Source organism: Photorhabdus sp. RM323S (genome assembly GCF_042879375.1).
GTDB lineage: Bacteria > Pseudomonadota > Gammaproteobacteria > Enterobacterales > Enterobacteriaceae > Photorhabdus > Photorhabdus tasmaniensis.
Window position 1 is genome coordinate 45,965 of the sequence record NZ_JBHFKZ010000017.1, and the last position, 24,157, is coordinate 70,121.

20 protein-coding genes are annotated in these 24,157 nt (G+C 42.1%); all 20 read left to right on the plus strand.

Translation table 11 applies throughout. From position 1 onward, the window contains the following. The 20 genes from rsxD to ACGF7G_RS09980 all read left to right on the plus strand — a co-directional run bounded on the left by rsxD (position 1) and on the right by ACGF7G_RS09980 (position 24,147). On the plus strand, positions 1 to 1,080 hold the full coding sequence (rsxD, locus tag ACGF7G_RS09885; RefSeq protein ID WP_387465094.1) for an electron transport complex subunit RsxD: 1,080 nt from the start codon (positions 1 to 3) through the stop codon (positions 1,078 to 1,080). 9 nt (positions 1,081 to 1,089) lie between these two features. Further along, positions 1,090 to 1,719 (plus strand): electron transport complex subunit RsxG, encoded by a 630-nt coding sequence (rsxG, locus tag ACGF7G_RS09890; protein ID WP_387465096.1) that lies wholly within the window; start codon positions 1,090 to 1,092, stop codon positions 1,717 to 1,719. Further along, positions 1,716 to 2,414 (plus strand): electron transport complex subunit E, encoded by a 699-nt coding sequence (locus ACGF7G_RS09895; protein ID WP_387465098.1) that lies wholly within the window; start codon positions 1,716 to 1,718, stop codon positions 2,412 to 2,414. The genes rsxG and ACGF7G_RS09895 overlap by 4 nt, the downstream gene beginning before the upstream one ends. Position 2,415: 1 nt before the next feature. Further along, positions 2,416 to 3,051 (plus strand): endonuclease III, encoded by a 636-nt coding sequence (gene nth, locus ACGF7G_RS09900; protein ID WP_387465100.1) that lies wholly within the window; start codon positions 2,416 to 2,418, stop codon positions 3,049 to 3,051. Positions 3,052 to 3,408: 357 nt separating this feature from the next. Further along, complete coding sequence (locus ACGF7G_RS09905) at positions 3,409 to 5,352, plus strand: exoribonuclease II (protein WP_387465102.1); 1,944 nt, start codon at positions 3,409 to 3,411, stop codon at positions 5,350 to 5,352. An 883-nt stretch (positions 5,353 to 6,235) separates the two neighbouring features. Beyond that, positions 6,236 to 6,685, plus strand: coding sequence for a phage tail protein (locus ACGF7G_RS09910; protein WP_132354551.1), 450 nt, complete (start codon positions 6,236 to 6,238; stop codon positions 6,683 to 6,685). Between the two features lie 41 nt (positions 6,686 to 6,726). Continuing rightward, positions 6,727 to 8,016 (plus strand): phage tail sheath family protein, encoded by a 1,290-nt coding sequence (locus ACGF7G_RS09915; RefSeq protein WP_387465105.1) that lies wholly within the window; start codon positions 6,727 to 6,729, stop codon positions 8,014 to 8,016. Between the two features lie 56 nt (positions 8,017 to 8,072). Beyond that, positions 8,073 to 9,383, plus strand: a complete 1,311-nt coding sequence (locus tag ACGF7G_RS09920; protein WP_387465107.1) for a phage tail sheath family protein — start codon at positions 8,073 to 8,075, stop codon at positions 9,381 to 9,383. Between the two features lie 64 nt (positions 9,384 to 9,447). Then, positions 9,448 to 10,698: a phage tail sheath C-terminal domain-containing protein gene (locus ACGF7G_RS09925; RefSeq protein ID WP_387465109.1), complete on the plus strand. Its 1,251-nt coding sequence runs from the start codon at positions 9,448 to 9,450 to the stop codon at positions 10,696 to 10,698. An 18-nt stretch (positions 10,699 to 10,716) separates the two neighbouring features. Beyond that, positions 10,717 to 11,175, plus strand: coding sequence for a phage tail protein (locus ACGF7G_RS09930; protein WP_387465110.1), 459 nt, complete (start codon positions 10,717 to 10,719; stop codon positions 11,173 to 11,175). Further along, positions 11,172 to 11,351: a DUF5908 family protein gene (locus ACGF7G_RS09935; protein ID WP_387465111.1), complete on the plus strand. Its 180-nt coding sequence runs from the start codon at positions 11,172 to 11,174 to the stop codon at positions 11,349 to 11,351. Before ACGF7G_RS09930 ends, ACGF7G_RS09935 begins: the two co-directional genes overlap by 4 nt. Then, positions 11,338 to 12,021 carry a hypothetical protein gene (locus ACGF7G_RS09940; protein WP_387465112.1) on the plus strand — a complete coding sequence of 228 codons (684 nt, stop codon included), beginning with the start codon at positions 11,338 to 11,340 and terminating at the stop codon, positions 12,019 to 12,021. Before ACGF7G_RS09935 ends, ACGF7G_RS09940 begins: the two co-directional genes overlap by 14 nt. Continuing rightward, the gene (locus ACGF7G_RS09945) at positions 12,018 to 13,571 is read left to right on the plus strand and encodes a phage baseplate assembly protein V (RefSeq protein ID WP_387465113.1); all 1,554 of its coding nucleotides are present in this window, start codon (positions 12,018 to 12,020) and stop codon (positions 13,569 to 13,571) included. Before ACGF7G_RS09940 ends, ACGF7G_RS09945 begins: the two co-directional genes overlap by 4 nt. A 12-nt stretch (positions 13,572 to 13,583) precedes the next feature. Next, positions 13,584 to 14,006 (plus strand): GPW/gp25 family protein, encoded by a 423-nt coding sequence (locus tag ACGF7G_RS09950; RefSeq protein ID WP_387465114.1) that lies wholly within the window; start codon positions 13,584 to 13,586, stop codon positions 14,004 to 14,006. Further along, positions 14,003 to 14,419: a hypothetical protein gene (locus ACGF7G_RS09955; RefSeq protein ID WP_387465116.1), complete on the plus strand. Its 417-nt coding sequence runs from the start codon at positions 14,003 to 14,005 to the stop codon at positions 14,417 to 14,419. Before ACGF7G_RS09950 ends, ACGF7G_RS09955 begins: the two co-directional genes overlap by 4 nt. An 85-nt stretch (positions 14,420 to 14,504) precedes the next feature. Beyond that, on the plus strand, positions 14,505 to 17,258 hold the full coding sequence (locus tag ACGF7G_RS09960) for a hypothetical protein (RefSeq protein ID WP_387465118.1): 2,754 nt from the start codon (positions 14,505 to 14,507) through the stop codon (positions 17,256 to 17,258). Next, positions 17,255 to 20,218: a hypothetical protein gene (locus ACGF7G_RS09965; RefSeq protein ID WP_387465120.1), complete on the plus strand. Its 2,964-nt coding sequence runs from the start codon at positions 17,255 to 17,257 to the stop codon at positions 20,216 to 20,218. The genes ACGF7G_RS09960 and ACGF7G_RS09965 overlap by 4 nt, the downstream gene beginning before the upstream one ends. 179 nt (positions 20,219 to 20,397) lie before the next feature. Next, positions 20,398 to 21,267: a tail fiber protein gene (locus ACGF7G_RS09970; RefSeq protein WP_387465122.1), complete on the plus strand. Its 870-nt coding sequence runs from the start codon at positions 20,398 to 20,400 to the stop codon at positions 21,265 to 21,267. A 316-nt stretch (positions 21,268 to 21,583) separates the two neighbouring features. Continuing rightward, a complete protein-coding gene (locus tag ACGF7G_RS09975) occupies positions 21,584 to 22,441 on the plus strand; it encodes a tail fiber protein (protein ID WP_387465124.1) in 858 nt (285 codons plus the stop codon). Between the two features lie 62 nt (positions 22,442 to 22,503). After that, positions 22,504 to 24,147, plus strand: coding sequence for a contractile injection system tape measure protein (locus ACGF7G_RS09980; RefSeq protein ID WP_387465126.1), 1,644 nt, complete (start codon positions 22,504 to 22,506; stop codon positions 24,145 to 24,147). The last annotated feature ends 10 nt before the right edge of the window (positions 24,148 to 24,157 follow it).

Consider the following 24,157-nt stretch of genomic DNA (forward strand, 5'->3'; position numbering starts at 1 on the left):
ATGAAATTCAGGCCCGTTCAAACTGACAATAAAAAGCTAAAAGTCGCAAGTTCGCCTTTTACACATAATCAGCAAAGCACCAGCCGCATGATGCTGTGGGTTGTGCTGGCAGCGATACCCGGTATTGCGATACAAACTTACTTTTTTAGTTACGGTACATTATTCCAAATTCTGCTTGCAGTTATTACTGCCCTGCTGGCGGAATCATTTGCTCTATCTCTGCGTAAACAATCGATTATGACTCGTTTGCAGGATAATTCCGCGTTGCTGACAGGCTTACTTTTGGGAATCAGTCTGCCACCACTGGCTCCCTGGTGGCTGATTGTATTGGGAACAGCTTTTGCAGTGATTATTGCCAAACACCTGTATGGCGGTCTTGGTCAGAACCCGTTCAACCCGGCAATGGTTGGTTATGTCGTGTTACTGATATCATTCCCAGTGCAAATGACCAGTTGGTTGCCGCCTATGGATTTGCTGGCAACACACATCACACCACTGGACAGCTTGATGGTAATCTTCACCGGACAAACTCCCGATGGAGCAACATTACAACAGTTGCAGCAAGGTTTCGACGGAATAAGCCAGGCCACACCACTGGATAGTTTCAAAACCGGTTTACTGACTCACAATATTGATGATGTTCTGCGTCAGCCAATATTACAGGGATCTCTGGCAGGCATCGGCTGGCAATGGGTCAACATTGCTTATCTTGTTGGCGGGCTTATTCTGCTTAACAGAAAGGTGATAAGCTGGCAAATTCCTGTGGCATTTATCGTCATATTAGGTCTATGTTCACTCACAAGCTGGCTGATTGATCCCAGCCGTTATTCCCCGCCATTATTGCAACTATTTTCTGGCGCAACCATGCTGGGCGCATTTTTTATTGCAACCGATCCGGTTAGTGCATCCACAACTCCCAAAGGCCGTTTAGTTTTTGGCGCAATGATTGGCTTGCTAGTCTGGGTCATCCGTGTTTATGGTGGTTATCCTGATGCGATAGCATTTGCCGTCCTATTGGCGAATATCACCGTGCCACTGATTGACCATTACACTCAACCCCGCGCTTACGGGCACAAATAAGGAGCCGTTATGTTAGAAACAATGCGACGTCACGGCATCACGCTGGCTATTTTCGCTGCAATCACTACCGGACTGACGGCTGTTGTGAATTCACTGACTAAAAGTACCATCGCAGAACAGGCCGCGTTGCAGCATAAATCACTGCTTGATCAGGTTGTTCCACCTGCTTTGTATGATAACGATATGCAAAACGAATGTTATCTGATCAGTGCCGATGCTCTGGGAAACAAACTACCTCATCGTCTTTATCTGGCCCGCAAAAATGGTCAGCCGGTGGCGGCAGCGTTGGAAAGTACAGCACCCGATGGCTATTCAGGAGCTATTCAGTTACTGGTCGGTGCAGATTTCTCAGGAAAAGTATTAGGCGTGCGGGTGACAGAACATCATGAAACTCCTGGCCTGGGCGATAAAATTGAAACCCGGATTTCAGACTGGATCAAAGTATTCTCAGGGAAAACCGTAAAATCAGATAATAACCGGCACTGGGCGGTGAAAAAAGATGGTGGTGAGTTTGATCAATTTACTGGTGCCACGATTACCCCACGCGCTGTGGTAAACTCCGTCAAATGGACCGCTCTCTATTTACAAACCGTACCTGAACATCTCTCTTCTCTGGAACCCTGTGGAGAAAAATCATGAGTGAAACCAAAAACTTGTTTACCCAAGGATTGTGGAAAAATAACTCCGCTTTAGTACAACTGCTGGGATTATGTCCACTGCTGGCGGTGTCTTCCACTGCAACCAATGCGCTTGGTTTAGGGCTGGCAACCACACTGGTTCTAGTCTGCACCAACATTGCTGTGTCCAGCCTGCGTCGTTGGGTTCCCAATGAAATCCGCATCCCGATTTATGTCATGATAATCGCTTCGGTTGTCAGTACCGTACAGATGCTGATTAACGCCTACGCTTTTGGCCTGTATGAATCACTGGGAATTTTCATTCCGCTGATTGTCACTAACTGTATTGTTATTGGTCGTGCGGAAGCCTATGCTGCCAAAAATCCGGTCATGCCTTCTGCCATTGATGGTTTAGCCATGGGGTTAGGTGCCACTTTTGCGCTGTTTGTTCTTGGTGCGATGAGAGAAATTCTCGGCAATGGAACCCTGTTTGATGGTGCTGATCTGCTGCTGGGCAATTGGGCTAAAGTGTTACGGATAGAAATTGTTCATATGGATTCCCCTTTCCTGCTGGCTATCTTGCCACCGGGCGCTTTTATTGGCCTGGGGTTAATGCTGGCAGCGAAATACCTGATTGATGAAAAAATGAAAACCAGAGCAATAAAAGAAAAGAGCAATGCAGTCGCAATGTCACCAGAACCAGAGAGTTCCATTTAATATGAACAAACAAAAACGTATCGAAATTTTAACGCGTTTACGCGATAACAACCCAAAACCAACAACTGAATTAGTTTTCACCACCCCCTTTGAATTGCTTATTTCAGTACTGCTTTCAGCTCAGGCGACAGATGTGAGTGTTAATAAAGCGACAGCGAAACTCTATCCGGTTGCCAATACACCTCAGGCCATTCTTAACCTTGGCGTAGATGGGCTGAAAGAGTATATAAAAACCATCGGCCTGTATAACACCAAAGCGGAAAACACCATTAAAACCTGCCGGATCTTGCTGGAAAAACATGGTAGTGAAGTTCCTGAGGATCGTGCTGCGTTAGAAGCACTGCCAGGCGTTGGCCGCAAGACAGCCAATGTGGTATTAAACACCGCTTTTGGCTGGCCGACCATTGCGGTAGATACACATATTTTTCGGGTGTGTAACCGTACTCATTTTGCTCCCGGTAAAAATGTCAATGAAGTCGAAAATAAATTACTGCAAGTCGTTCCGGCTGAATTTAAAGTCGATTGCCATCACTGGCTTATTTTACATGGACGTTATACCTGTATAGCCCGTAAACCTCGTTGCGGTTCTTGCATTATTGAAGATTTATGCGAATACGATTGTAAACAAGAGCTGTAAAAGGCCAAGGTCCGTTGCGGTGAGACGAATTGTTTGAATTTACTTTGTTCATAAGCCACTCCAACGAAAAATCGCGCTCTATTACCACAATAATGGTAGTCCTTCTGAATACCAGATTGTAAAAAATTCAGACTGCCAGTTGATTAATTTTGCAGATGCGATTTTCATCTTTGACTACGTTATATTGCTTTTAAGTTTAAAGAAAAAGTTTACCCTAAGTAACTATTATAATTTTCATTGCAAAATCCATACTGTTTTATGCTATTTTGCAGATGTTGCTTGCTCGACACCGCTGATTCGCGTAAAAATGTTATTCCAAAACTATCTGATAATAACCTTCAACTTTCTCCGGATATTATGTTTCAAAACAATCCGCTGCTTGCACAGCTAAAACAGCAACTTCATTCCCAGACACTCCGCGTAGAGGGCCTCGTAAAAGGCACAGAAAAAGGTTTCGGATTTCTGGAAGTCGATGGGCAAAAAAGCTATTTCATTCCGCCTCCACAAATGAAAAAAGTGATGCATGGCGATCGGGTTACCGCCGCTATTCATACTGATAAAGAAAGAGAGATCGCCGAACCAGAAACATTGGTCGAACCATTTCTAAATCGCTTCGTTGGCCGTATCCAGAAAAAAGAAAATGACAATCGTCTATGGATCGTTCCTGATCACCCTCTGCTAAAAGACGCCATCCCTTGCCGCCCGGCCAATCAAGTCACTCATCCGTTTCAGAACGGTGATTGGGCCGTCGCTGAAATGCGCCATCATCCCCTGAAAGGAAGCCGTGGCTTTCATGCAGAAATTACCGGCTATATCACCGAAGGCGACAATCACTATGCGCCTTGGTGGGTAACACTGACCCGCCATAATCTGGAACGTAATGCGCCAGAGATGACTGCCGATTGCCAACTGAATGATGGCGATCTTGAGCGGATGGACTTAACTTCTCTGGATTTTGTCACTATTGACAGTGCGACCACAGAAGATATGGATGACGCTTTGCATGTCGCCAAACAAGATGACGGCAGCCTGAAACTCAGCATAGCCATTGCTGATCCAACAGCTTATATCGCGGCTGACAGCGAACTGGACAAGATTGCTCATCAACGTGCTTTCACTAACTACCTGCCGGGTTTCAATATCCCCATGTTGCCACGCGACCTGTCAGAAAACTTATGTTCTCTGCGTCCTAATGAGCGTCGCCCCGCATTGGTTTGTCAGGTGTCTATCCTTGAAGATGGTCAGCTTGGTGACGATATCGCGTTTTTCTCTACTTGGGTTGAATCAAAAGCGAAGCTGGTTTATGACGAAGTTTCTGACTGGCTGGAAGGAAAAGGTACCTGGAAACCTGCTTCTGAATCCATTACAACTCAAATCAATCTTTTGAAAGAAATGAGCGAACGCCGTAACCAATGGCGTCATCAACATGCCCTTATTTTCAAAGATCGCCCTGACTACCGCTTTGTTCTTGATGAAAATGGTTATGTGCTGGATATCGCCGTAGAACAACGCCGTGCATCAAACCGTATTGTCGAAGAAGCTATGATCACTTCTAACCTGTGCGCGGCAAAAATACTGCGCGATAAGTTAGGCTTTGGTGTCTACAATGTCCATACCGGTTTTGAGCCACTCCAGATTGATCAAGTAGTTGAATTACTGAAAGAAAACGGTATTGAAGAAAATGCAGAAGAGTTACTGACATTGGATGGCTTCTGCAAATTACGCCGTGAATTGGATAAGCAACCAACACAATTCCTTGATAGCCGTATTCGCCGTTTCCAGACTTTTGCAGAAATTAAATCTGAACCTGGTCCCCATTTTGGCCTTGGTTTTGATGCTTACGCCACCTGGACATCACCAATCCGTAAATACAGCGATATGGTTAACCATCGCTTACTGAAAGCAATTATTCAAAAAACGGATGCAGAAAAACCAGCAGAAGAAACCTGCTTGCAACTGTCTGAACGTCGCCGCCTGAACCGTATGGCTGAACGCGATGTGGGTGATTGGCTGTATGCGCGCTTCCTGCAACCTCATGCTGGAACCGAGCAACAATTTACCGCAGAGATCATCGATATTACCCGCGGAGGTTTGCGTGTCCGTCTGGTAGATAATGGCGCGGTCGCCTTTATACCGGCACCATTCCTGCACGCTGTGCGTGATGAACTGCAATGTAGTCAAGAGACCGGCACAGTGATTATCAAAGGTGAAGCTGCTTACCAATTAAACGACATTATCAATGTCCGTATTGAAGAGGTAAGAATGGAAACACGTAATATCGTCGCGCGTCCCTCTGTCTGACTTTCCTCATAAAACGATGTTGAATCAAACTACAGCAATTAAGCTGTAGTTTGTATTAAAAAAATCAGCTATCAGAAGCCAGAAATTACATCATATTCTGTTCTGCACGGGGTGTCACCATGTTGAACCAGAATGGAAAATTATCCAGTATACCAAGGAACTCATTAAACTTAGCTCGATCGCCCTTAAATTGGCCAAGTCATAACCACGCACTTGATAGAGATACGATCGCTCACTTTATAGAGCCCATATTCCTTTAGACAGATTAATTAGGTTATTAAAACCAGAAGTCACTTTATCCATAAAAACCAAACGATATGAATCATAGCCTGGTAATAATAGATAGTAATATAGAAATAAGTAAAGGAAACAAATCCAGGCTATCTCTATTAGAATCACCACAAAAAATATTTGTCATTATAGGAAAACTATAAATAACGACATCAATCCCCACCATCTACTATTAAAACCTAATAATCTGACATATTAAACCTGCGAAAAGAAATAGACATAACCCGCTGTTAATAAATCGCTTTGCCGAAGTCAGACATCATTTATATATCAAAATTTATAACACACTATTTATTCATTCTTTTATAGAAAAATATAACCATGTGATTGTAAAATAATTTACATTGTTATTATTTTATTGATTGATAATTCTAATTATTAATAATTGGTATTTGAAATTGATTTAAGTTGACTATAATCCAACGTGATCATCAATGTGATCTCAAACTCACCGAGTAACGTTTCTATATAAAGAGTAACCAAGAAAAACCAGGTTAGTGCGGTAGCTATTGTCTATAGCTACTGCACTAATAAAAACAAAGCAATAATTGCTTTTAATTCGCAATCTAAATGAAAAATAAAGGAAATAATTATGGCTACAACTACTGATCAAATCGCTGTTGACTATCCGATTCCTACTTATCGATTTGTTGTCTCCGTTGGTGATGAACAAATCCCTTTCAACAGCGTTTCGGGGCTCGATATTACGTATGATGTAATAGAGTATAAAGATGGGACCGGTAATTACTATAAAATGCCGGGCCAACGTCAGTTAATCAATATTACGCTACGTAAAGGCGTATTCCCTGGGGATACTAAACTTTTTGACTGGCTTAATTCCATTCAGCTTAATCAGGTTGAGAAAAAAGATGTTGCAATTAACCTAACCAATGAAGCCGGTACCGAAATTTTAATGACCTGGAGCGTAGCAAATGCGTTCCCAACGTCATTAACCTCCCCTTCTTTTGATGCCACCAGCAATGATATTGCGGTTCAAGAAATAAAACTTACCGCGGATCGGGTAACCATTCAGGCAGCTTAAAACATTTACGCAAAATACCGCCCAATAATTGGAGGCAATATATGCCAACAACCACAACTTATCCCGGCGTTTATATTGAAGAAGACGCCTCTCTATCGTTATCAATTAACAACAGCCCAACAGCTATTCCCGTTTTTATTGGTAAGTTTTTCAAAAAAGACGGCAGCCTGCCAGCAAAAGGGAGCTGTATTAGAATTACCAGTTGGTTGGATTTTACTTCGCAGTTTTTACTTTCACCGGTACCGGTCGTATCAGTGAAAGCTACAAGTAAGGGTGAGGGTTCCTCAAAAACCTATACCTATAAAGCTACTATCACAACCACTTCTCTCAGTGCCTTTGCTATACAGCACTATTTTAATAATGGTGGCGGTGTATGTTATCTGTTGCAGTTGGTAGAAACAGAATTAGAAACTCTGCCAGATCTGATTGAAAAACAACAGGAGATTACCTTACTAGTCTGCCCTGAAAAGGATATAGAATTAAAACAGAAAGTCTACAATGAGGTAAATTCGCTATTGCAGGCAAAAGTAGGTTACTTCCTGATTGCTGATAGTGACGACGGGACAAAAAAACCAAGTACCCAGCCAGATAAAACCGCTGTCTATTACCCTAATTTAGAGACCTCTTTTACTTATAACCAACCTGCGGATGCTGATATTAAGCTAGATGATTATAACGGAGCTAAAACCCTAGCCGAGCTGAAAACTGCTTCTCCAAAGGAATATGCTGCCGCTAAAAAAACAGTCGATGACGAATTAAGAGCCACTAAAATTACCTTACCCCCAAGCGCCGCAGTCGCGGGAGCATATGCAGCAACCGATGCCAGTCGTGGTGTCTGGAAAGCCCCCGCTAATGTGGCATTGAATAATGCCAAACCATCTGAGCCGATCACAGATGATAAGCAAGGTACCATGAATGAAGCCGGTATTAATGCCATCCGTCACTTTATCGGCAAAGGCACGCTAATTTGGGGGGCTCGCACATTAGATAAAACGGACAATTGGCGTTATATCCCGGTACGTCGCTTATTTAATGCGGCGGAACGGGATATTAAGAAGGCAATGCAATTTGCCGTCTTTGAACCAAATAGCCAGCCAACTTGGAAACGGATACAAACAGCCATTGACAACTACCTCTATCAACTTTGGCAACAAGGAGCACTCGCAGGAAATAAACCGCAAGAAGCTTACTTTGTCCAGATTGGTAAAGATATCACCATGTCTGACACTGACATTAAGCAAGGGAAAATGATTGTCAAAGTGGGCATGGCAGCAGTTCGTCCCGCTGAATTCATTATTCTGCAATTTACCCAGAACGTTGCCCAGTCTTAATAGGGCGGTAACTGATTCAGGATCACCGCCTATTTACCCTATTTAAGGAAAACCTCATGGCTTCTGCAACCTATGCCACACCGGGCGTTTATATTGAAGAAGACGCCTCTCTATCGTTATCAATTAACAACAGCCCAACAGCTATTCCCGTTTTTATTGGTAAGTTTTTCAAAAAAGACGGCAGCCTGCCAGCAAAAGGGAGCTGTATTAGAATTACCAGTTGGTTGGATTTTACTTCGCAGTTTTTACTTTCACCGGTACCGGTCGTATCAGTGAAAGCTACAAGTAAGGGTGAGGGTTCCCCAAAAACCTATACCTATGAAGCTACTGTCACACCCACTTCTCTCAGTGCCTTTGCTATACAGCACTATTTTAATAATGGTGGCGGTGTATGTTATCTGTTGCCGTTGGTAGAAACAGATCAAAGCGCTGAAGAAACAGAATTAAAAACTCTGCCAGATCTGATTGAAAAACAACAGGAGATTACCTTACTAGTCTGCCCTGAAAAGAATATAGAATTAAAACAGAAAGTCTACAATGCGGTAAATTCGCTATTGCAGGCAAAAGTAGGTTACTTCCTGATTGCTGATAGTAAAGACGGGACAGAACAACCAAATACCCAGCCAGATAAAACCGCTGTCTATTACCCTAATTTAGAGACCTCTTTTACTTATAACCAACCTGCGGATGCTGATATTAAGCTAGATGGTTATGACGGAGCTAAAACCCTAGCCGAGCTGAAAACTGCTTCTCCAAAGGAATATGCTGCCGCTAAAAAAACAGTCGATGACAAATTAAGAGCCACTAAAATTACCTTACCCCCAAGCGCCGCAGTCGCGGGAGCATATGCAGCAACCGATGCCAGTCGTGGTGTCTGGAAAGCCCCCGCTAATATGGCATTGAATAATGCCAAACCATCTGAGCCGATCACAGATGATAAGCAAGGTACCATGAATGAAGAAGGTATTAATGCCATCCGTGCCTTTACCAGCAAAGGCACGCTAATTTGGGGAGCCCGCACATTAGATAAAACGGACAATTGGCGCTACATCCCAGTTCGACGTTTATTTAATGCGGCGGAACGAGATATCAAGAAGGCAATGCAATTTGCTGTCTTTGAACCGAATAGCCAGCCAACCTGGAAAGCCGTACATCGGGCTATCGATAACTATCTCTATGCCCTCTGGCAACAAGGCGGACTGGCAGGCAACAAAGCCGAACAGGCTTACTTTGTTCAAATCGGTAAAGGCACCACCATGACTGAAGACGATATCAAACAGGGCAAAATGATCGTCAAAGTCGGTATGGCCGCCGTGCGTCCTGCTGAATTTATTATTCTTCAGTTTTCACAAAACGTAGCACAGTAATCGTACTGAGGCGCGGTTTAACACCGCGTCCATTCAGTCCAGTGTTGAATAAGAGGAAACAATAATGATACAGCCTGGCGTCACAATAACGGAAAACTCGATATCCTCGAAGCCAAACAATGAATTTATCGGTGTCCCCATTTTTATTGGTTATACCGAAACAAGCCCAAGTAATAAAACTGCTGTTAAACTAAACAGCCTGACTGACTTTACCCAACATTTTGGTAAATCAGGATTAACCTATTATTCAGTGCGCCACTTTTTTGAAAACGGCGGACAACAAGCCTATGTACTGTCATTGGGTCATGATAAATCGCTAACCGATTTTCAATTATTGATCACCGCCCTACAACAGGAGTGGATAAAACAAGCGATTTCCGCAGAGCATGAAATCACGCTAATTATCGCGCCTGATATTACTCGTTTTAACCAAGATGATCTCATTACCCAAGGAATAAAAACTGGGTTATCAGTACTTGATTTTTTCATAGAACCACTCGGCAACCTAGTATTAAAGGCTATCACTCACACTAAAAAAACCCTTTGGCAAGAAGCATGGCAATCAATACTTGAACTTTGCAAAAGCCGACGCTGCATCATGGCATTACTGGATGCCCCGGACGATCCAGAATTAGCCGCTGATTGTCTGGCTGATTTTTCCTCAAGTGATCGACAATGGGGTGCCGTATACTGGCCAAGGCTGATAAGCACTTATCAGGAGAAAGATAAACATATCGTACTTTCGCCCGCCGCCGCGGTCGCCGCTGTTATACAACGCAATGATCACCAAAAAGGCGTATGGACAGCTCCTGCCAATATCGCTTTAGCCAAAGTGATCAGCCCGGTACGCTCTTATATTGAAGCCGACAGCCTCTTTAATCGAGACGGCACCTCACTGAATCTGGTTCGAAGTTTCCCTGGCAAAGGCATTAAAATCTGGGGATGCCGCACCTTAGACAACACACCCGGTTCTCCCTGGCGCTATATTCAAATCCGCCGTCTGGTTTCCTATATCGAAACTCATATGACCCAACTTGGCCGAGCCTTTGTCTTTGAACCCAATAACGCCATCACCTGGATGAAATTTAAAGGTCAGGCCCACAACTGGCTACGTCAATTATGGCTAAAAGGTGGATTGCGAGGCACTCAGGAAGATCAAGCATTTGAGGTGTTACTGGGTATTAATGAATCAATGAGTGAAACAGATATTTTGGCCGGAAAAATGATCATGAAAATCAGACTGGCCCTGTTAATTCCGGCTGAATTTATTGAGCTGAGTCTGACATTTGATACCCGTACCGGAACCACCAATTAAATTAAACAGGGGCACAACATGCTCAATTTATACACCCCGTCAGTGTCACACCGTTTTATCGCCAGCTTTCTTTTTAACAATATTCCCAGCCCGCTCGACATCGCCTTTCAACGGATATCAGGCTTGAGCCGTGAGCTGCAAACTACCCAACACAGCCAGGGCGGGGAAAACGCCAGAAATGTCTGGCTGGCCGAAAAAATCCAGCATGGCAGCCTGGTGCTGGAGCGTGGTGTCATGACGATCACACCGCTCACCTTAGTGTTTGATCGCGTCCTACGCGGCGAGAAAGCAATGTATGCTGATATCGTCATCATGCTACTGAACGAAAATACGTTACCCGTGGCGAGCTGGACGGTCAGTAACGCCCTCCCCGTTCGTTGGTCCACCAGCGACCTTGATGCTAATAGCAACACCGTGCTGGTAAACTCACTGGAACTACGTTATCAGGATATGCGCTGGTTAGGAGTAAAAGCATGACTGTAGAAATTAAAGAGCTGATTATTCAGGCGAAAGTCAACGATCCCGCGAGTGATCAATCATCACCACGAACCTTAGCCCAGGAAGCACTGGATAATGCCAGGCTGATTGATATCGTGAAACGGGAAGTATTAGCCGCATTGCGTGAAACAGGAGGCTATTATGAGCTTAATTGAGCGCAGCCTGCCCAAGCTCACCCTCACCGCTTACAAAGACCGGGAAAGCAAAGTCTCGGTGGGCAGTTTACAGGCAATGTATAACCCCAATGACATCCAGCTTGATTACCAAACTCGCTATCAACAAGATGAAAGCGTTAATAATACCAGCCAAAGCAGCCGCTATGTGTTATCCCAGCCAGCCGGATTGTCACTGGTCCTGTTATTTGATACCGCTATGCCCGGTAACAATACTCCGATAGAAACGCAGCTTGCGGCCCTGAAAACCCTGTGTGCGGTTGATGCCAGCACTAACGTCCCGCATTTCATTAAAATCAAATGGGGTAAAATGCGCTGGGAAAATAAAGGCTATTTCGCTTGCCGGGTCAGCGGCCTCACCATCAATTACACCCTGTTTGACCGAGACGCTACCCCACTACGAGCCACTGCCACTTTATCTCTAGTGGGAGACGAAAGCTTTATTATTCAAGCCACAGAGAAGCAATTAAAATCGCCACCAGTGACTGCGGTCAGCGTGACAGATATGCTCTCCCTGCCCTTAATTGCATTAGGTGCCGGAGCCTCTCTCGCAGGCGGTATTGATTACCTTTCCCTCGCCTGGCAAAACGGTCTGGATAATCTTGATGATTTCACCCCAGGGCAAACTCTACAAGCAAAGGGGGATGCATGAAAATACCTACGGTAGCCATCGAAATAGGTGGAAAAACGCTCAATCAATTTACTGTCATCAATCTAACAATAAACTACCAAATCAATGGCATCCCCTCAGCGAACATCACCTTGGGTATCGTTGGCGACGCCAGTCATATTTTTGACGCCAAATCGCAGACGGAACTGGTAAGTTGCCGCCCGAATCATGAAATTACCGTGCAAGTCCAAAAAACCGTACTGTTTAAGGGGATCATTGTTCGGCAGGCACTTAGACTCAAGGGTCAAGACAGCCTAATTATCCTGACGGCAAAACATCCACTACAAAAATTAACCCATAGCTTTCATTCTCAGCTTTTCAGTGAGCAAAGCGATGAGGCAATTATCAAGAAGCTATTCAGTCAGGCAGATATACAAATGACGATAAAACAGGCGCCTCAACTTAAAACCGTACATGAGCAAATGGTGCAATTTCGTTGCAATGACTGGACATTCTTAAAAAGCCGGTTGATCGCCAACAATACCTGGCTGCTACCCGGCAATGAAGCTGTTACGCTGGTAACACCTAACACCCTAAATCAATCAATTGTGCATACGATCCTTCAACGTGGCAGTCATCAAGATATTGTGTTATTTGAAGCGAATCTGCAATGGGATAACCAACGCAGTCCCAAAACGGTGAGTGTGCAGGCTTGGGATATTGCCCAACAAAAGCTTTCTCAGGGAACTCAGGCAAAAGATAGCGGGATTGGCAGTGAAAAGCTGGCAATGGACAGTATCGAAACACTGACCGATCAGGAATGGCAATGGGTTTTCAGCCATCCGTTGGATGATGAACAAGCCAAACACCTTGCCCAAGGTATTATGGATAACCTGCGAAGCCATAATGTCTCCGGCATTGTTGAAGTGGAAGGCAATGACCACTATCAACCGGGTGATGTGCTAGAGCTGAACGGTTTTGGTCAAGGCATGGATGGTCAGGGGATTATCACCGGCATCAGTCAAATAATCACTCATCGGCAAGGTTGGCGTACCCGGTTAACCCTGGGCGTACTACCAGACGTGGAACACGCCGTGCCTCAGGTAAAAGAATTGCATATCGGGATTGTGGAAAACTACCAACAAGACAGCCAATCGCTGGATCGTATTCCAATCAGAATACCGGCATTAAACCTAACCCAAGGTGTACTTTTTGCCCGACTGGGTAAACCTTACGCCAGCCATGAAAGCGGATTCTGCTTTTATCCAGAACCAGGGGATGAAGTAATTATCGGTTTCTTTGAATGTGACCCGCGTTTCCCGGTGATATTAGGTTCTATGCACAACCCGAAAAATAAATCCCCGTTAGAACCCAGTGAAGAAAACCCGGTGAAAACGTTAGTCATCAAACAGGGGAATAACCAACAGGAATTAGTCTTCGATAATAAAGAAAAAACGCTCGCCCTCAATAGCGGAGAAAATAAGGTATCCCTGCAACAAGATAAAGATATCACACTTAACTCGGCTAAGAATTTCATCACTAATGCACAGGAAATTAATATTCAAGGTTCCAAAATTAACTTAACACAATAATGAGGTATTTAAATGACAGACAAAATATTAGCCGATATTTATGGTCGGGGCTGGGCATTTCCACCACAGTTCTCTTATCAGAATGGAATAATCATGGCAGAAGGTGCAAAAAATGTTCAACAGAGTATAAATATCCTCTTTCTCACTGAACCTGGGGAAAGAATTATGCGTGAAGACTACGGCTGTGGTCTAAATGATTATATGTTTGAAAATATCAGTGATGAATTGATGGCGGAGATTCAGACCCGTATTGAAGAGCGAGTACTGCGCTATGAACCCAGAGCAGAAATCACAGATATTCAGGTAAATCAGAGAACAGACTCACCTAATACCCTGCATATCCAAGTGACCTATTCCCTGAGAGGCAGCGAAATCAGTCAACAACTTGAAGGGGTCCTTGAGATCAACGAAGGTCAAGTTAAGGTGAGCCCATGAGCAAGCAACTGATCGTCGATGGCGACAGCCTGCTGTTCGAACCGTTATTCGGCAACCGACAGGTCACGATCCTAGGGCTGGCAACCATCAAAGGCAGTGGGCATGCGCAAATCCAGGGCAAAAAAATCGCTATTGTGGGTGATGAAAAAAAGGTACAACTTCAAGCGCAGTATATTACCCCCAGCCACCCCATTCCCGGTATGGGAACAGTCACCATTGCTCAATTGGATACCAGCCAGCAAGTAAACTTTTGTCTCAGCACTGATGCCGTAATTGTTGTCGGGCAACAATTTACCGCCCGCTTTACCCCATCACAACCAGCGAATAATCCGTCAGCCGGTCCAGATATAACGACGCCTAGTATGGGAAAAGGCCGATTTATTGCCAGCCAATATATTGTCAGTGCCGGATAAATAATCCTTCAAGGCTCATTGTTAAATAACGGCCCTATTCTCTGAAAAGATATCTGAAATATATTCGAATAACAGGTGGTATAATATGGGACACACCGAATTAAAAAACAAACTCGCCGCTATCGTACCGGATACGGATTTTAAACTTGATGAAAGCAGTACGCTAGATATTTTAAACTGGCTACAAGAGTACACTAAAGAAATACCTTTCGATCAAGAGAAAAAACAACTCTGGGACAGCTTCTACTTTATTCAGGAAAATAATCCTGAGAAATTGGCGGATATTTACCAAAACGTTAATAAAGCAGATGGCCACTTACCGGCACATCAAACTTTTGTACTGGCCTTTTTAAAACTCTTAGAAACAACCAAAACATTATTCAATACCTTCCCGGCACGGCATCGTGATCTTTATTACCGGGAATTATTGGGTCTGAAACCCAGAAGTTCCCAAGCGGATAGCGTTGCTTTAAGTATTACCCTAAAGACGGACAACACAGAATATTTTATCCCTAAAGGAACCCTGTTTGATGCCGGGAAAGACAGCGCTGGGAACCCATTACAGTACGCATCAGATACAGATTTACTGGCGAATCAAGGAAAATTGACCGACCTGCGCTGGTTTCGAAAAGATAACGATGGCTGGCAATCTGCAACACCTCTTAACCTTTCAGATAATATTAAATTACCCGAAAACGGTATTAAGCTTTTTAGCCCAACCCCCAATGATACCCCAATCCTGTCTGGTTATCTGATTACCTCTCCTTTATTTGCTATGTCGAAAGGAGAACGTAATATCAAGGTAACTCTAGCAAATGAATGGATGGGTAATCCTAACAGCATTACTGCTCAAATCAGTTCTGGAAAACATTGGCTTTCATTATTAGTAAAAAAAGAAAATGTTAATGGTATTAATTATCTTGAACTTTGCTCATCAGCTAAAGATGCTCCTATCACTCCCCCTGACAACCTTGATAATATGACGTTTGATGTACCGGTCTTAAAGCTCAGCACCACTCAGGGCCCTATTCTGCCTAAGATTACAGGTATTGAAATTAGCATTAACGGCAACCAAAATGTGCGCTATGCCTCTGACAGCGGTATTGAACAAACAAATACTACCAGCTTCCCTTTCGGTCAATCACCGGTGCTTGGCTCTGGTTTTAATCTGGTTGCCCCTGAATGGTATGGTTCTGAAGGTGCAACACTCACTCTTACCCCTCAATGGGTTGGCTTGCCTACAGAGAATTTTTCGAAATGGTATGAAAAATATGGCCCTAAACCTGCCGATAATAGTGCATTTAACGTGCAGGCTTATTTAGCCACACCTCAGGAAAGAATTAAGTTAAATGAGGGTAATAATATTCAACCGCTATTTGCTCCGCCATGTCAAGACAAACAGCCCAATGATCCACCACAAGGACAAAACCTAAAATTTACCTTACCGGCAATGAATTACCCTCTTGTAGACAGCCCAAAGCCCAATGATTGGCCCGCTTCAATACGCATAGAATTGGCCGGACAGGACTTTCTGCATTCTCAATATTGGCAAGATCCAAAAGATAAAAATCAAGCCTATACCCCGAAAATCAGCGCATTGCAGGTTACATTCAGTGTCAAAGCTAAAACAGAGCAATACTCCATTTATCCCCTGACCCCTTTTGGCTGGACCGAGACAGAAGAAAATATACCGTCATTAACCAATGATGCATTCTATTTGGGATTCACTGACGTACTACCAGGGCAAACTTTATCCCTATACTGGCAATTAGAAAGCCTTAAAGAGCTACCTTTATCTTGGTTTTATCTAAATCAGAAAAATACCTGGAATCCATTGGATAAATTGATTCACGACCAAACCCGTAACCTGCTTGACCGGGGAGCTTGGCGCACCCTGTTGCCACCAGATGCTTCAAATCAAGCACCTCAAATGCCGAAGGCACGGTACTGGATAAAAGCACAAATACCAATAAAGGTAACTAGTAAGATTGAACCTCCGGATTACCCAAGAATTAATGGCCTATTATATAACGCTACAACCGCCACTTTAATCAACGCAGAAACCATTGAGCAGCAGCACTTTATCAACGGATTGACCGCAAAAAGCATTAAACAACTAGTCAACGCTTCAACCTCAATCAGCGAGGTGACTCAACCCTGGGCATCCTGGAACGGTCGCCCAAAAGAAACAGAACAAGCATTCCTCGCACGGGTTCCTGCCCGACTTTCCCATCGTAACCGAGTGTTGAGCTGGAGTGATATTGTTACCTTACTAAAAGAGAATTTTGTCAGCTTATTTGATGTCAAATACCCTTCTGTCAGTGAATTAACCAAAGTCCCAGCCCCGAAAAAGCGGCAATTAATTGTAATCCCTGACAACCGCTACAAAGATAACGATGATAAGCTACGTCCAGAATTGAACCAAGCCCGATTAACTGAAATGGTCGAATGGTTAGATCGATTAAGCAGCCCCTGGACAACCATTGAAATTAAGAATCCCACCTACGTTGACGTGCAGATCAACTATCAACTGGTGTTTACCTCAGGCGTTAACCCCGATTATGGCCGTCATCAATTACAACAGGAACTGAGTCGAATCTACATGCCGTGGGGAGAAAATATCACTATCGGCGTAACGCTAGGTAATCGCATTGACTATTACCAGTTATTAGCCACGATTCAACAATCACCTCTGGTTGAACGGGTCACTAACTTAACTTTGAAAAAATGCAACCTCACTGATTCTGTCGATGAAAGTATAGAAGCTGACCATGATGAAGTGCTGATTTTAGTTTGGTCCCTAAAAGAAACTTCCTCAAACCAAGGAGTTGACAAATGAATAATAAAGATACCCTGTTTCCTATCGTTAAAGACGATATTGCCTTTGATACCTTACTCGCCCAAGCAAAGGCCGTTATTAAACAACAATCTGGGCAGTGCTGGAGTGATACGAGTGAAAATGATCCCGGTATCACTTTATTAGAAGCCTGTTGTTATGGCGCGTCCGATTTAGCCTACCGCCACTCGTTGCCACTCAAGAATCTCCTTACCCCGGAAAAAAGAGAACAAACACCAGGCGATGGTATTTTTCCCAAAGAATTTGGCCCACAACAAATGCTAACCTGTGGCCCAATTACCGCAGAGGATTATCACCGGGCATTACTGGACTTACACAGTGACGACACCGTTAATGGTTATTTTTTATTTAACGATGTACAGCTCATTTGTGAGCCTGACGATAAACGCTATAACTATTGGTATAATAAAGAAAAACGTGAGTACAGCTTTAAAAACTCCGGCTCAGATAGCCAGTTAGCACTAAGAGGAAATTATTGGCTTTATTTACTCCCCAGCCGGGAAACTCAAGCCGATAATAATCAGCTGGCTACGGAAAAGCTAAAATCTTTCCTGAAAGACAATCGCAATCTAGGCGAAAACGTCAGTAAAATTATTTGGCTGGAACCCGTCGATCTGCCGTTGCAGATTAATATTCAGCTTGATAATGATGTTAAAGATATCGCTGACATCTTCGCCCAAGTTTATATGAAAGCAGAACAAATAGTGACTGAAAAGCCATTACGTTATACCACACAGGCAATGAAAGAGCAGGGTCACAGTAATGAAGAAATTTTTGATGGGCCTTATTTACGTCACGGCTGGATACCAAAGTTACCTCCGACTAAAAATTATGAAAACTCTACAGTCTTAAACCTAAGCCCTCTGATCAATCGGTTACTGGCTATCAAAGGGGTACAAAGTATTACCCGGCTGACATTAGATTTAAATAAGGAAAAGACAACCATTACTTCACTACTCCTAGAAAAGGAGAAAGATAATTGGTCTTGGACAATCGCTCAGGGATACTATCCCAGGCTATGGGGCGACGATCCCTTAACATTTATTTTAGAAACAAACGCGCTCACTATTACCGCTAAAGGTGGAACTAAAGTTGTCGCTTCCAAACAAGACATAGAGAAAAAAATAATCACAGCCCCCTTGATTGATACACCGCCAGAATTATTGAACTGGGGAAAACATCATAAAGTTCTAAATTACTACCCAGTGAGTAATAAGTTACCTGCTTGCTATGGATTACAAACTAACACCGATACCCCGCAGCAGATACAATTGCACCAATTTATGTTGCCTTTTGAGCAAATGCTAGCTAATGGCTGCGCCGAGCTTGCCCTATTGCCGAAACTATTGGCATTTAAACAACGAGGGAATACTGTGCATGGTACGCAATGGCCTTTTCAAAAAAATACTGTTGGTCAAAATATTCATCAGGAAATAATACCTAGTTTAGTTAAAAAGTTAGGTGATGATGCTCAAATCAATAATAATAACGAGAATTACACTAAAGAACTCGCTATCCTGGATTATCTGTTGAGTTATTTTGGGGCTAAGTGTGCAAGCCCACTACTGCTACCAGACTCACAACAATCAAAACTAAAAGAATTTCTGGATAAAAATTTTCTATCTACCCTACCAAGAACATTAAAAAAATCTCTGGATAAAGATTCTCTGCCCATTCTATTCGAAACACTAAAAAAATCTCCGGATAAAGATTTTCTTTCTACCCAGCGCGGGTATCTAGCTCAGCAACCCGAACTCATATATCAGCGTAATAATATTCGTATCGATAAGGTATCGGCACTCCAGAAACGCATCGCTGCCCGGTTAGGTCTGGGTGGAGAGTGTTTCAAAGAAAACCCAGAGCTGGATAAACTCCCTTTTTATTTAATTGAACATCGTCAACTCTTACCGAAAAAACCCGACACAGAATTCGATACTGAGCAAAAGCCTGATTCTCTGGTGGTTGAAAATGATCAGTTAAGAATCAAGCAGAAAGGTACTGCCGGCAAGTTATTTCAAGGTCAGGTAATTAACCTAATTATTTTTGAAGAAAGTAACAGCAAATTCACATTACGGGGCCAAATGATCACTGAGGTTAAAGGGGATACATTCTCTCTTAGCACTAATAACAGCAGTGATTTAAAACGCAATCTGAGCAGAATACACAGTGCATTTGATGAAGATAAACTGCGCTGGCTAAACAGCCCGGTATGGCTAGAAGATATGAATTATCAACTGGTTTATGCCAAGAAACTAAATGAAAGTAGTGGAGAAGGTAAACGGTGGATAACTTCCAGCCCCCAAAGCCCCTTCCCTGCCATAATTAAAGATAATGATGAAATCACCCTGAAATATGTGATGACACCATCCGGGCCGATTAAACAAACTGATTATGAACTCAGGGCGCAAGTAGTTAAATATGATCACATTAACGGCCTGATATTACTTAAGATAAATGAAAATTCAACAAATGTTTTTCCATCAGAAGCAGAAGCATGGCGTTATCGCTGGCATTTCTCCAAAGAAGAATATTCTTTGGCTGATCGTTTTTCATTTTTAGTGAGTATTGTAATTAACTACCAGCTCATTAATAATAACCGCGTTGACTCTCACAAACTGGAATCCTGGATTAAAACTGAGATTTTAGCTGAATTTCCTGCTCATATTTCAATGACTATTCACTGGCTGTCACAGGAGCACTTTAAAAATTTTGCCAGTACTTATAAACGTTGGCAAAACAATGACGCGCCTTTAGGGGATGAAGCCTATAAAATTTTAGAAACCTTGGCCTTGGGGCGTCTACCTTCCGCTGAAACAGGTATTGGTAATATGCGAATTGCTTCCGAACAGCAGCGTATTAGCGTGATTGGAGAGTCTGGAACTGAATGGAATAAAGAGATAATCATTTATGATCAATTATTACATGTAACTTATTCTAAATAAAAATTTCCAGAGAATACTGCCATTAATTATGGATAATAACAAAAACACATTAATCAAATATTCTCTGCATCAATCTAGAGGTGATAAAAGCAAAAATCAACTCATTTCAGAAAAAAGAAAAAGTGATATTTATAAAATATTTACAACAGAACAATTTAATACTATATAAGGTGATAAAAATGACAAATCAAGATAATTCATTAAATGTAGAATCCAAGATGAAAAATGTCAATGATAAACCAAATGGCCCATCAGAAGGTGATTTAAAAAACCGATTTAAAGAAGGTAGTATCCCATTACAGACCGATTTTGCCGACTTAATTGACATTGCTGATATAGGTCGCCGGGCAGTTGGCCAAGCTCCCGATCAAACCAATGACCCAAATTCAGCCCTAGAGCTGAACGATAATGGTAGATTAGTGGTAAAAATTAATGCTAATAGTGGCTTAACCGCAGACTCTGATGGAGTAAAGGTTAGAGCAAATAACGGTATCACTGTGGATTCACACGGTGTCGGTCTTGATCCCAATAAAGTACTCCCCAGAGGAATGATTGTGATGTTCTCTGGCAGTAGCGTTCCTACAGGTTGGGCACTGTGTGATGGCAGTCAGAATACACCAAATTTAATCGATCGATTTATCATGGGAGGTAAAACACAGGATATTAATGGTAAGTCTTTAAATTTGTTTTTGGGCGATAAAAGCAATAAAAAGTTCACATTCACATCAGAAAATCAAACCGTGCATATAACAGGAACTACGGAGGGGCACTCACTCACAGAAGACGAGAATGGAATGCATACTCATATTCAAGGCGAAGCCTACTACTATACAGAGTTTTGTAATGGTAAAAGTTATCTTCGACATAATACCACTTATGTCTCCGCAGGAGCGAGTGGTCTCTATGAACAGACTTTTTCCCCATATACATTTACTAGTGGTAAAGGAAATCCCCATTCTCACTCTATAAACCTGATCAGCGGGGAACACAACCATAGTAATAATGTCACTGTGCCATATTATATTCTGGCCTTTATTATGAAACTTTAAGATTTATCAAAAAAACTGAAAATTTAAATCATCCATTAATAATAGAGAGAGTATTAGCATGACTTCATGGCCAAATCTATTAAATCGAATTACCATTACTATTGAAGCTAATAACCAACAGGCAGCAAAAAAAGCGTTACATAGCTCCTTGCTTAATTAAGCCGTCATCAAAGCACTAAGTTCATACTTTGATAAATATGCAATTAATTATAATACCTCTTCTTAAAAAAATCCTTTATCATTCCTTTTTGATCACAAGGTGACATTTATAGAATATTTACAACAGAGTAATTTAATACTATATAAGGTGATAAAAATGACAAATCAAGATAATTCATTAAATACAAAATCCAAGATGAAAAATTTCAATGATAAACCAAATGGCCCATCAGGGGGTGATTTAAAAAACCGATTTAAAGAAGGTAGTATCCCATTACAGACAGATTTTGCCGACTTAATTGATATTGCTGATATAGGTCGCCGGGCAGTTGGTCAAGCTCCCGATCAAACCAATGGCCTAAATTCAACCCTAGAGCTGAATGATAGTGGTGGATTAGCGGTAAAAATTAAGGCTAATGGTGGTATTACTGTTGATGAGAGTGGTGTCAGTATTGATCCCAATAAAGTACTCCCCAGAGGAATGATTGTGATGTTCTCTGGCAGTAGTGCTCCCACAGGCTGGGCTTTTTGTGATGGAAATACTTATAATGGAATTATAGTTCCAGATTTAAGAAACCGTTTTATTATGTGTGGTGAAAACATTTCTGAGACAGGGCAAAGTAGCAATAAAGCCTACGGTAATGAAAATGAAAAAAACTTCCCCAGAAATACAACATCAACTGAAGTTTTAGTAGATGTTACTGTGCAAGACACGACATTAACAGAATTACAAATTCCAAAACATAGTCATATCGATAGTCTTCCTTATTTTGAAACTCAGGGATTTGCATATGGTAATACTGCTATAGGATCAACAAATCACCAAATAAATAATAAAGCCGACTCTTCCCTATGGCACCCAAGTGCACATGGAAATGATTATCACCCACATACTTCAGAAGTGGGTGGTGGAAAAGGACATGATCATAAGGCAACAGCATTATCCCCTCCACATACTCACAGTGTTGATGTAGTTCCGCCTTATTATTTATTAGCCTTTATTATGAAACTTTGATGTTATTTTACACTAACAGATTTAAATCGTCCATTTTTTATTAATTATAAGGAAATACTTATATGGTTTCAGAACCAAATCTATTAACTCGGATTACCATTACTATTGCAGCTAATAATCAACAGGTAGCTAGAAAAGTACTGCATGGCTCCCTGCTTAATCAAGCCAATATAAACAGACTAATCAACTCATGCTTTAACCAACATGAAATTAATCAAAATATATATTTAGAAACACTAACCCTGAATCTTGGCGAAATAATCCTACATGATTTTAATTCGTTGTTCCCTGTTAGGCTCAATTCTGCTCTAAGTAAGGCATTAAGCCAATATCAGATAAATCATAAGGAAGAAATTATTCTGAATTCATACATGTCAAATAAAATTACCCATAATTCTCTTTTATTTGTCGATAATAATTTAATTGATGCAGCGAATTTCATTCACTCATTATATCAAAAACATTCCCAACAAAACCCAATAGAGGCAATAGAGAATAATCAAAACATTGATATCAAGGTGAAAAAATTAACAAATCAATTAATGAGGATAGGAGACAAATTAGCGTTATTATTAGCAAAAAGTTGTTTATCTGAACATGGTCTACAACGGCTTTTAGCTATCAAACAACCGACTTTATTAATCGCCATCAACCACCGGTTATCTAAAAGAACAAACAGGCCACAACATCAGGATGAGCTTGTCTCCTCCGAACAACTGATATTCAATGCACTGGGATATATACAGCAAAATAATATACAGGAAATACCCAAACCCGATGCAAAAATCATCTCGCAAATTACGCTTAAACTTAATAGAGGTGAACTTAATGCAGAACCCATTATTACGCTATTTCGCCAGGCTATAACCCACAATACCTCATTAAATGGTTGGCTAAAGCAACTCTGGCAAACAGTTTCTGTTTCACAACTTTGCAAAAAGCACCTGTCTGTTGCAGAGTACCAATATCTATCGGAATGCTTTATGCCAAACCACATAGATAAAAACGCATCCGGTAAAGAATCAACCATTACTCACGTTGATATTTCAAATGTCCAGAAGTATCAATATCCAACAAATAAAAAGGTAATCTACGAAGATCGGCAAGCATTATCAACATCGGATGGCACACCTGTTATAGGAGGAAATAACCGCCACCAACTTCAAACTATTAACAGACCACGTTTTGAACCCACTTTATTGCCTAAACAAGCAGTGAATAATGCCGGCATATTAGTGCTATGGCCAATACTACCCACATTATTTAATCAACTTGGACTACTTGAAAAGCAAAAATTTATCCATCGTCAGGCCCAGTTCAGCGCGGTTAATCTCCTTGATTATCTAATTTGGGGAACCGAAGAAATACAAACAGAACGAAAAGCACTAAATTACGTTCTGTGTGGGCTAACGGCCAATGAAAATACGGAACCACTCTCTATCGAACTAGAAAAGCAGTTAATAACAGAACAGTGGCTAGATGCTATTATTCGTCAACTTCCCAGTTGGAAAAAGTTAAGCCGTAATGACGCCCGCCAGCTGTTTTTACAACGACCGGGTGAATTGCTGGTCAATGAGCAGGAAATCAAAATCACGGTACAACCTCAGCCATTTGATGCGCTGTTAGCCGATTGGCCTTGGCCACTCAATATCGCCAAGCTTCCCTGGTTGGATCTCCCTTTACGGATCGACTGGCAAAACATTTAATAAAGGTTTA

Coding starts and splice junctions, on each gene's coding strand:
- ACGF7G_RS09945 (WP_387465113.1), top strand. CDS start 12,018: ATGAAAATACCTACGGTAGCCATCGAAATAGGTGGAAAAACGCTCAAT.
- ACGF7G_RS09940 (WP_387465112.1), top strand. CDS start 11,338: ATGAGCTTAATTGAGCGCAGCCTGCCCAAGCTCACCCTCACCGCTTAC.
- ACGF7G_RS09920 (WP_387465107.1), top strand. CDS start 8,073: ATGGCTTCTGCAACCTATGCCACACCGGGCGTTTATATTGAAGAAGAC.
- ACGF7G_RS09895 (WP_387465098.1), top strand. CDS start 1,716: ATGAGTGAAACCAAAAACTTGTTTACCCAAGGATTGTGGAAAAATAAC.
- ACGF7G_RS09960 (WP_387465118.1), top strand. CDS start 14,505: ATGGGACACACCGAATTAAAAAACAAACTCGCCGCTATCGTACCGGAT.
- ACGF7G_RS09975 (WP_387465124.1), top strand. CDS start 21,584: ATGACAAATCAAGATAATTCATTAAATACAAAATCCAAGATGAAAAAT.
- ACGF7G_RS09965 (WP_387465120.1), top strand. CDS start 17,255: ATGAATAATAAAGATACCCTGTTTCCTATCGTTAAAGACGATATTGCC.
- ACGF7G_RS09910 (WP_132354551.1), top strand. CDS start 6,236: ATGGCTACAACTACTGATCAAATCGCTGTTGACTATCCGATTCCTACT.
- ACGF7G_RS09970 (WP_387465122.1), top strand. CDS start 20,398: ATGACAAATCAAGATAATTCATTAAATGTAGAATCCAAGATGAAAAAT.
- ACGF7G_RS09935 (WP_387465111.1), top strand. CDS start 11,172: ATGACTGTAGAAATTAAAGAGCTGATTATTCAGGCGAAAGTCAACGAT.
- ACGF7G_RS09950 (WP_387465114.1), top strand. CDS start 13,584: ATGACAGACAAAATATTAGCCGATATTTATGGTCGGGGCTGGGCATTT.
- ACGF7G_RS09905 (WP_387465102.1), top strand. CDS start 3,409: ATGTTTCAAAACAATCCGCTGCTTGCACAGCTAAAACAGCAACTTCAT.
- ACGF7G_RS09925 (WP_387465109.1), top strand. CDS start 9,448: ATGATACAGCCTGGCGTCACAATAACGGAAAACTCGATATCCTCGAAG.
- ACGF7G_RS09915 (WP_387465105.1), top strand. CDS start 6,727: ATGCCAACAACCACAACTTATCCCGGCGTTTATATTGAAGAAGACGCC.
- rsxG (WP_387465096.1), top strand. CDS start 1,090: ATGTTAGAAACAATGCGACGTCACGGCATCACGCTGGCTATTTTCGCT.
- ACGF7G_RS09955 (WP_387465116.1), top strand. CDS start 14,003: ATGAGCAAGCAACTGATCGTCGATGGCGACAGCCTGCTGTTCGAACCG.
- nth (WP_387465100.1), top strand. CDS start 2,416: ATGAACAAACAAAAACGTATCGAAATTTTAACGCGTTTACGCGATAAC.
- ACGF7G_RS09930 (WP_387465110.1), top strand. CDS start 10,717: ATGCTCAATTTATACACCCCGTCAGTGTCACACCGTTTTATCGCCAGC.
- rsxD (WP_387465094.1), top strand. CDS start 1: ATGAAATTCAGGCCCGTTCAAACTGACAATAAAAAGCTAAAAGTCGCA.
- ACGF7G_RS09980 (WP_387465126.1), top strand. CDS start 22,504: ATGGTTTCAGAACCAAATCTATTAACTCGGATTACCATTACTATTGCA.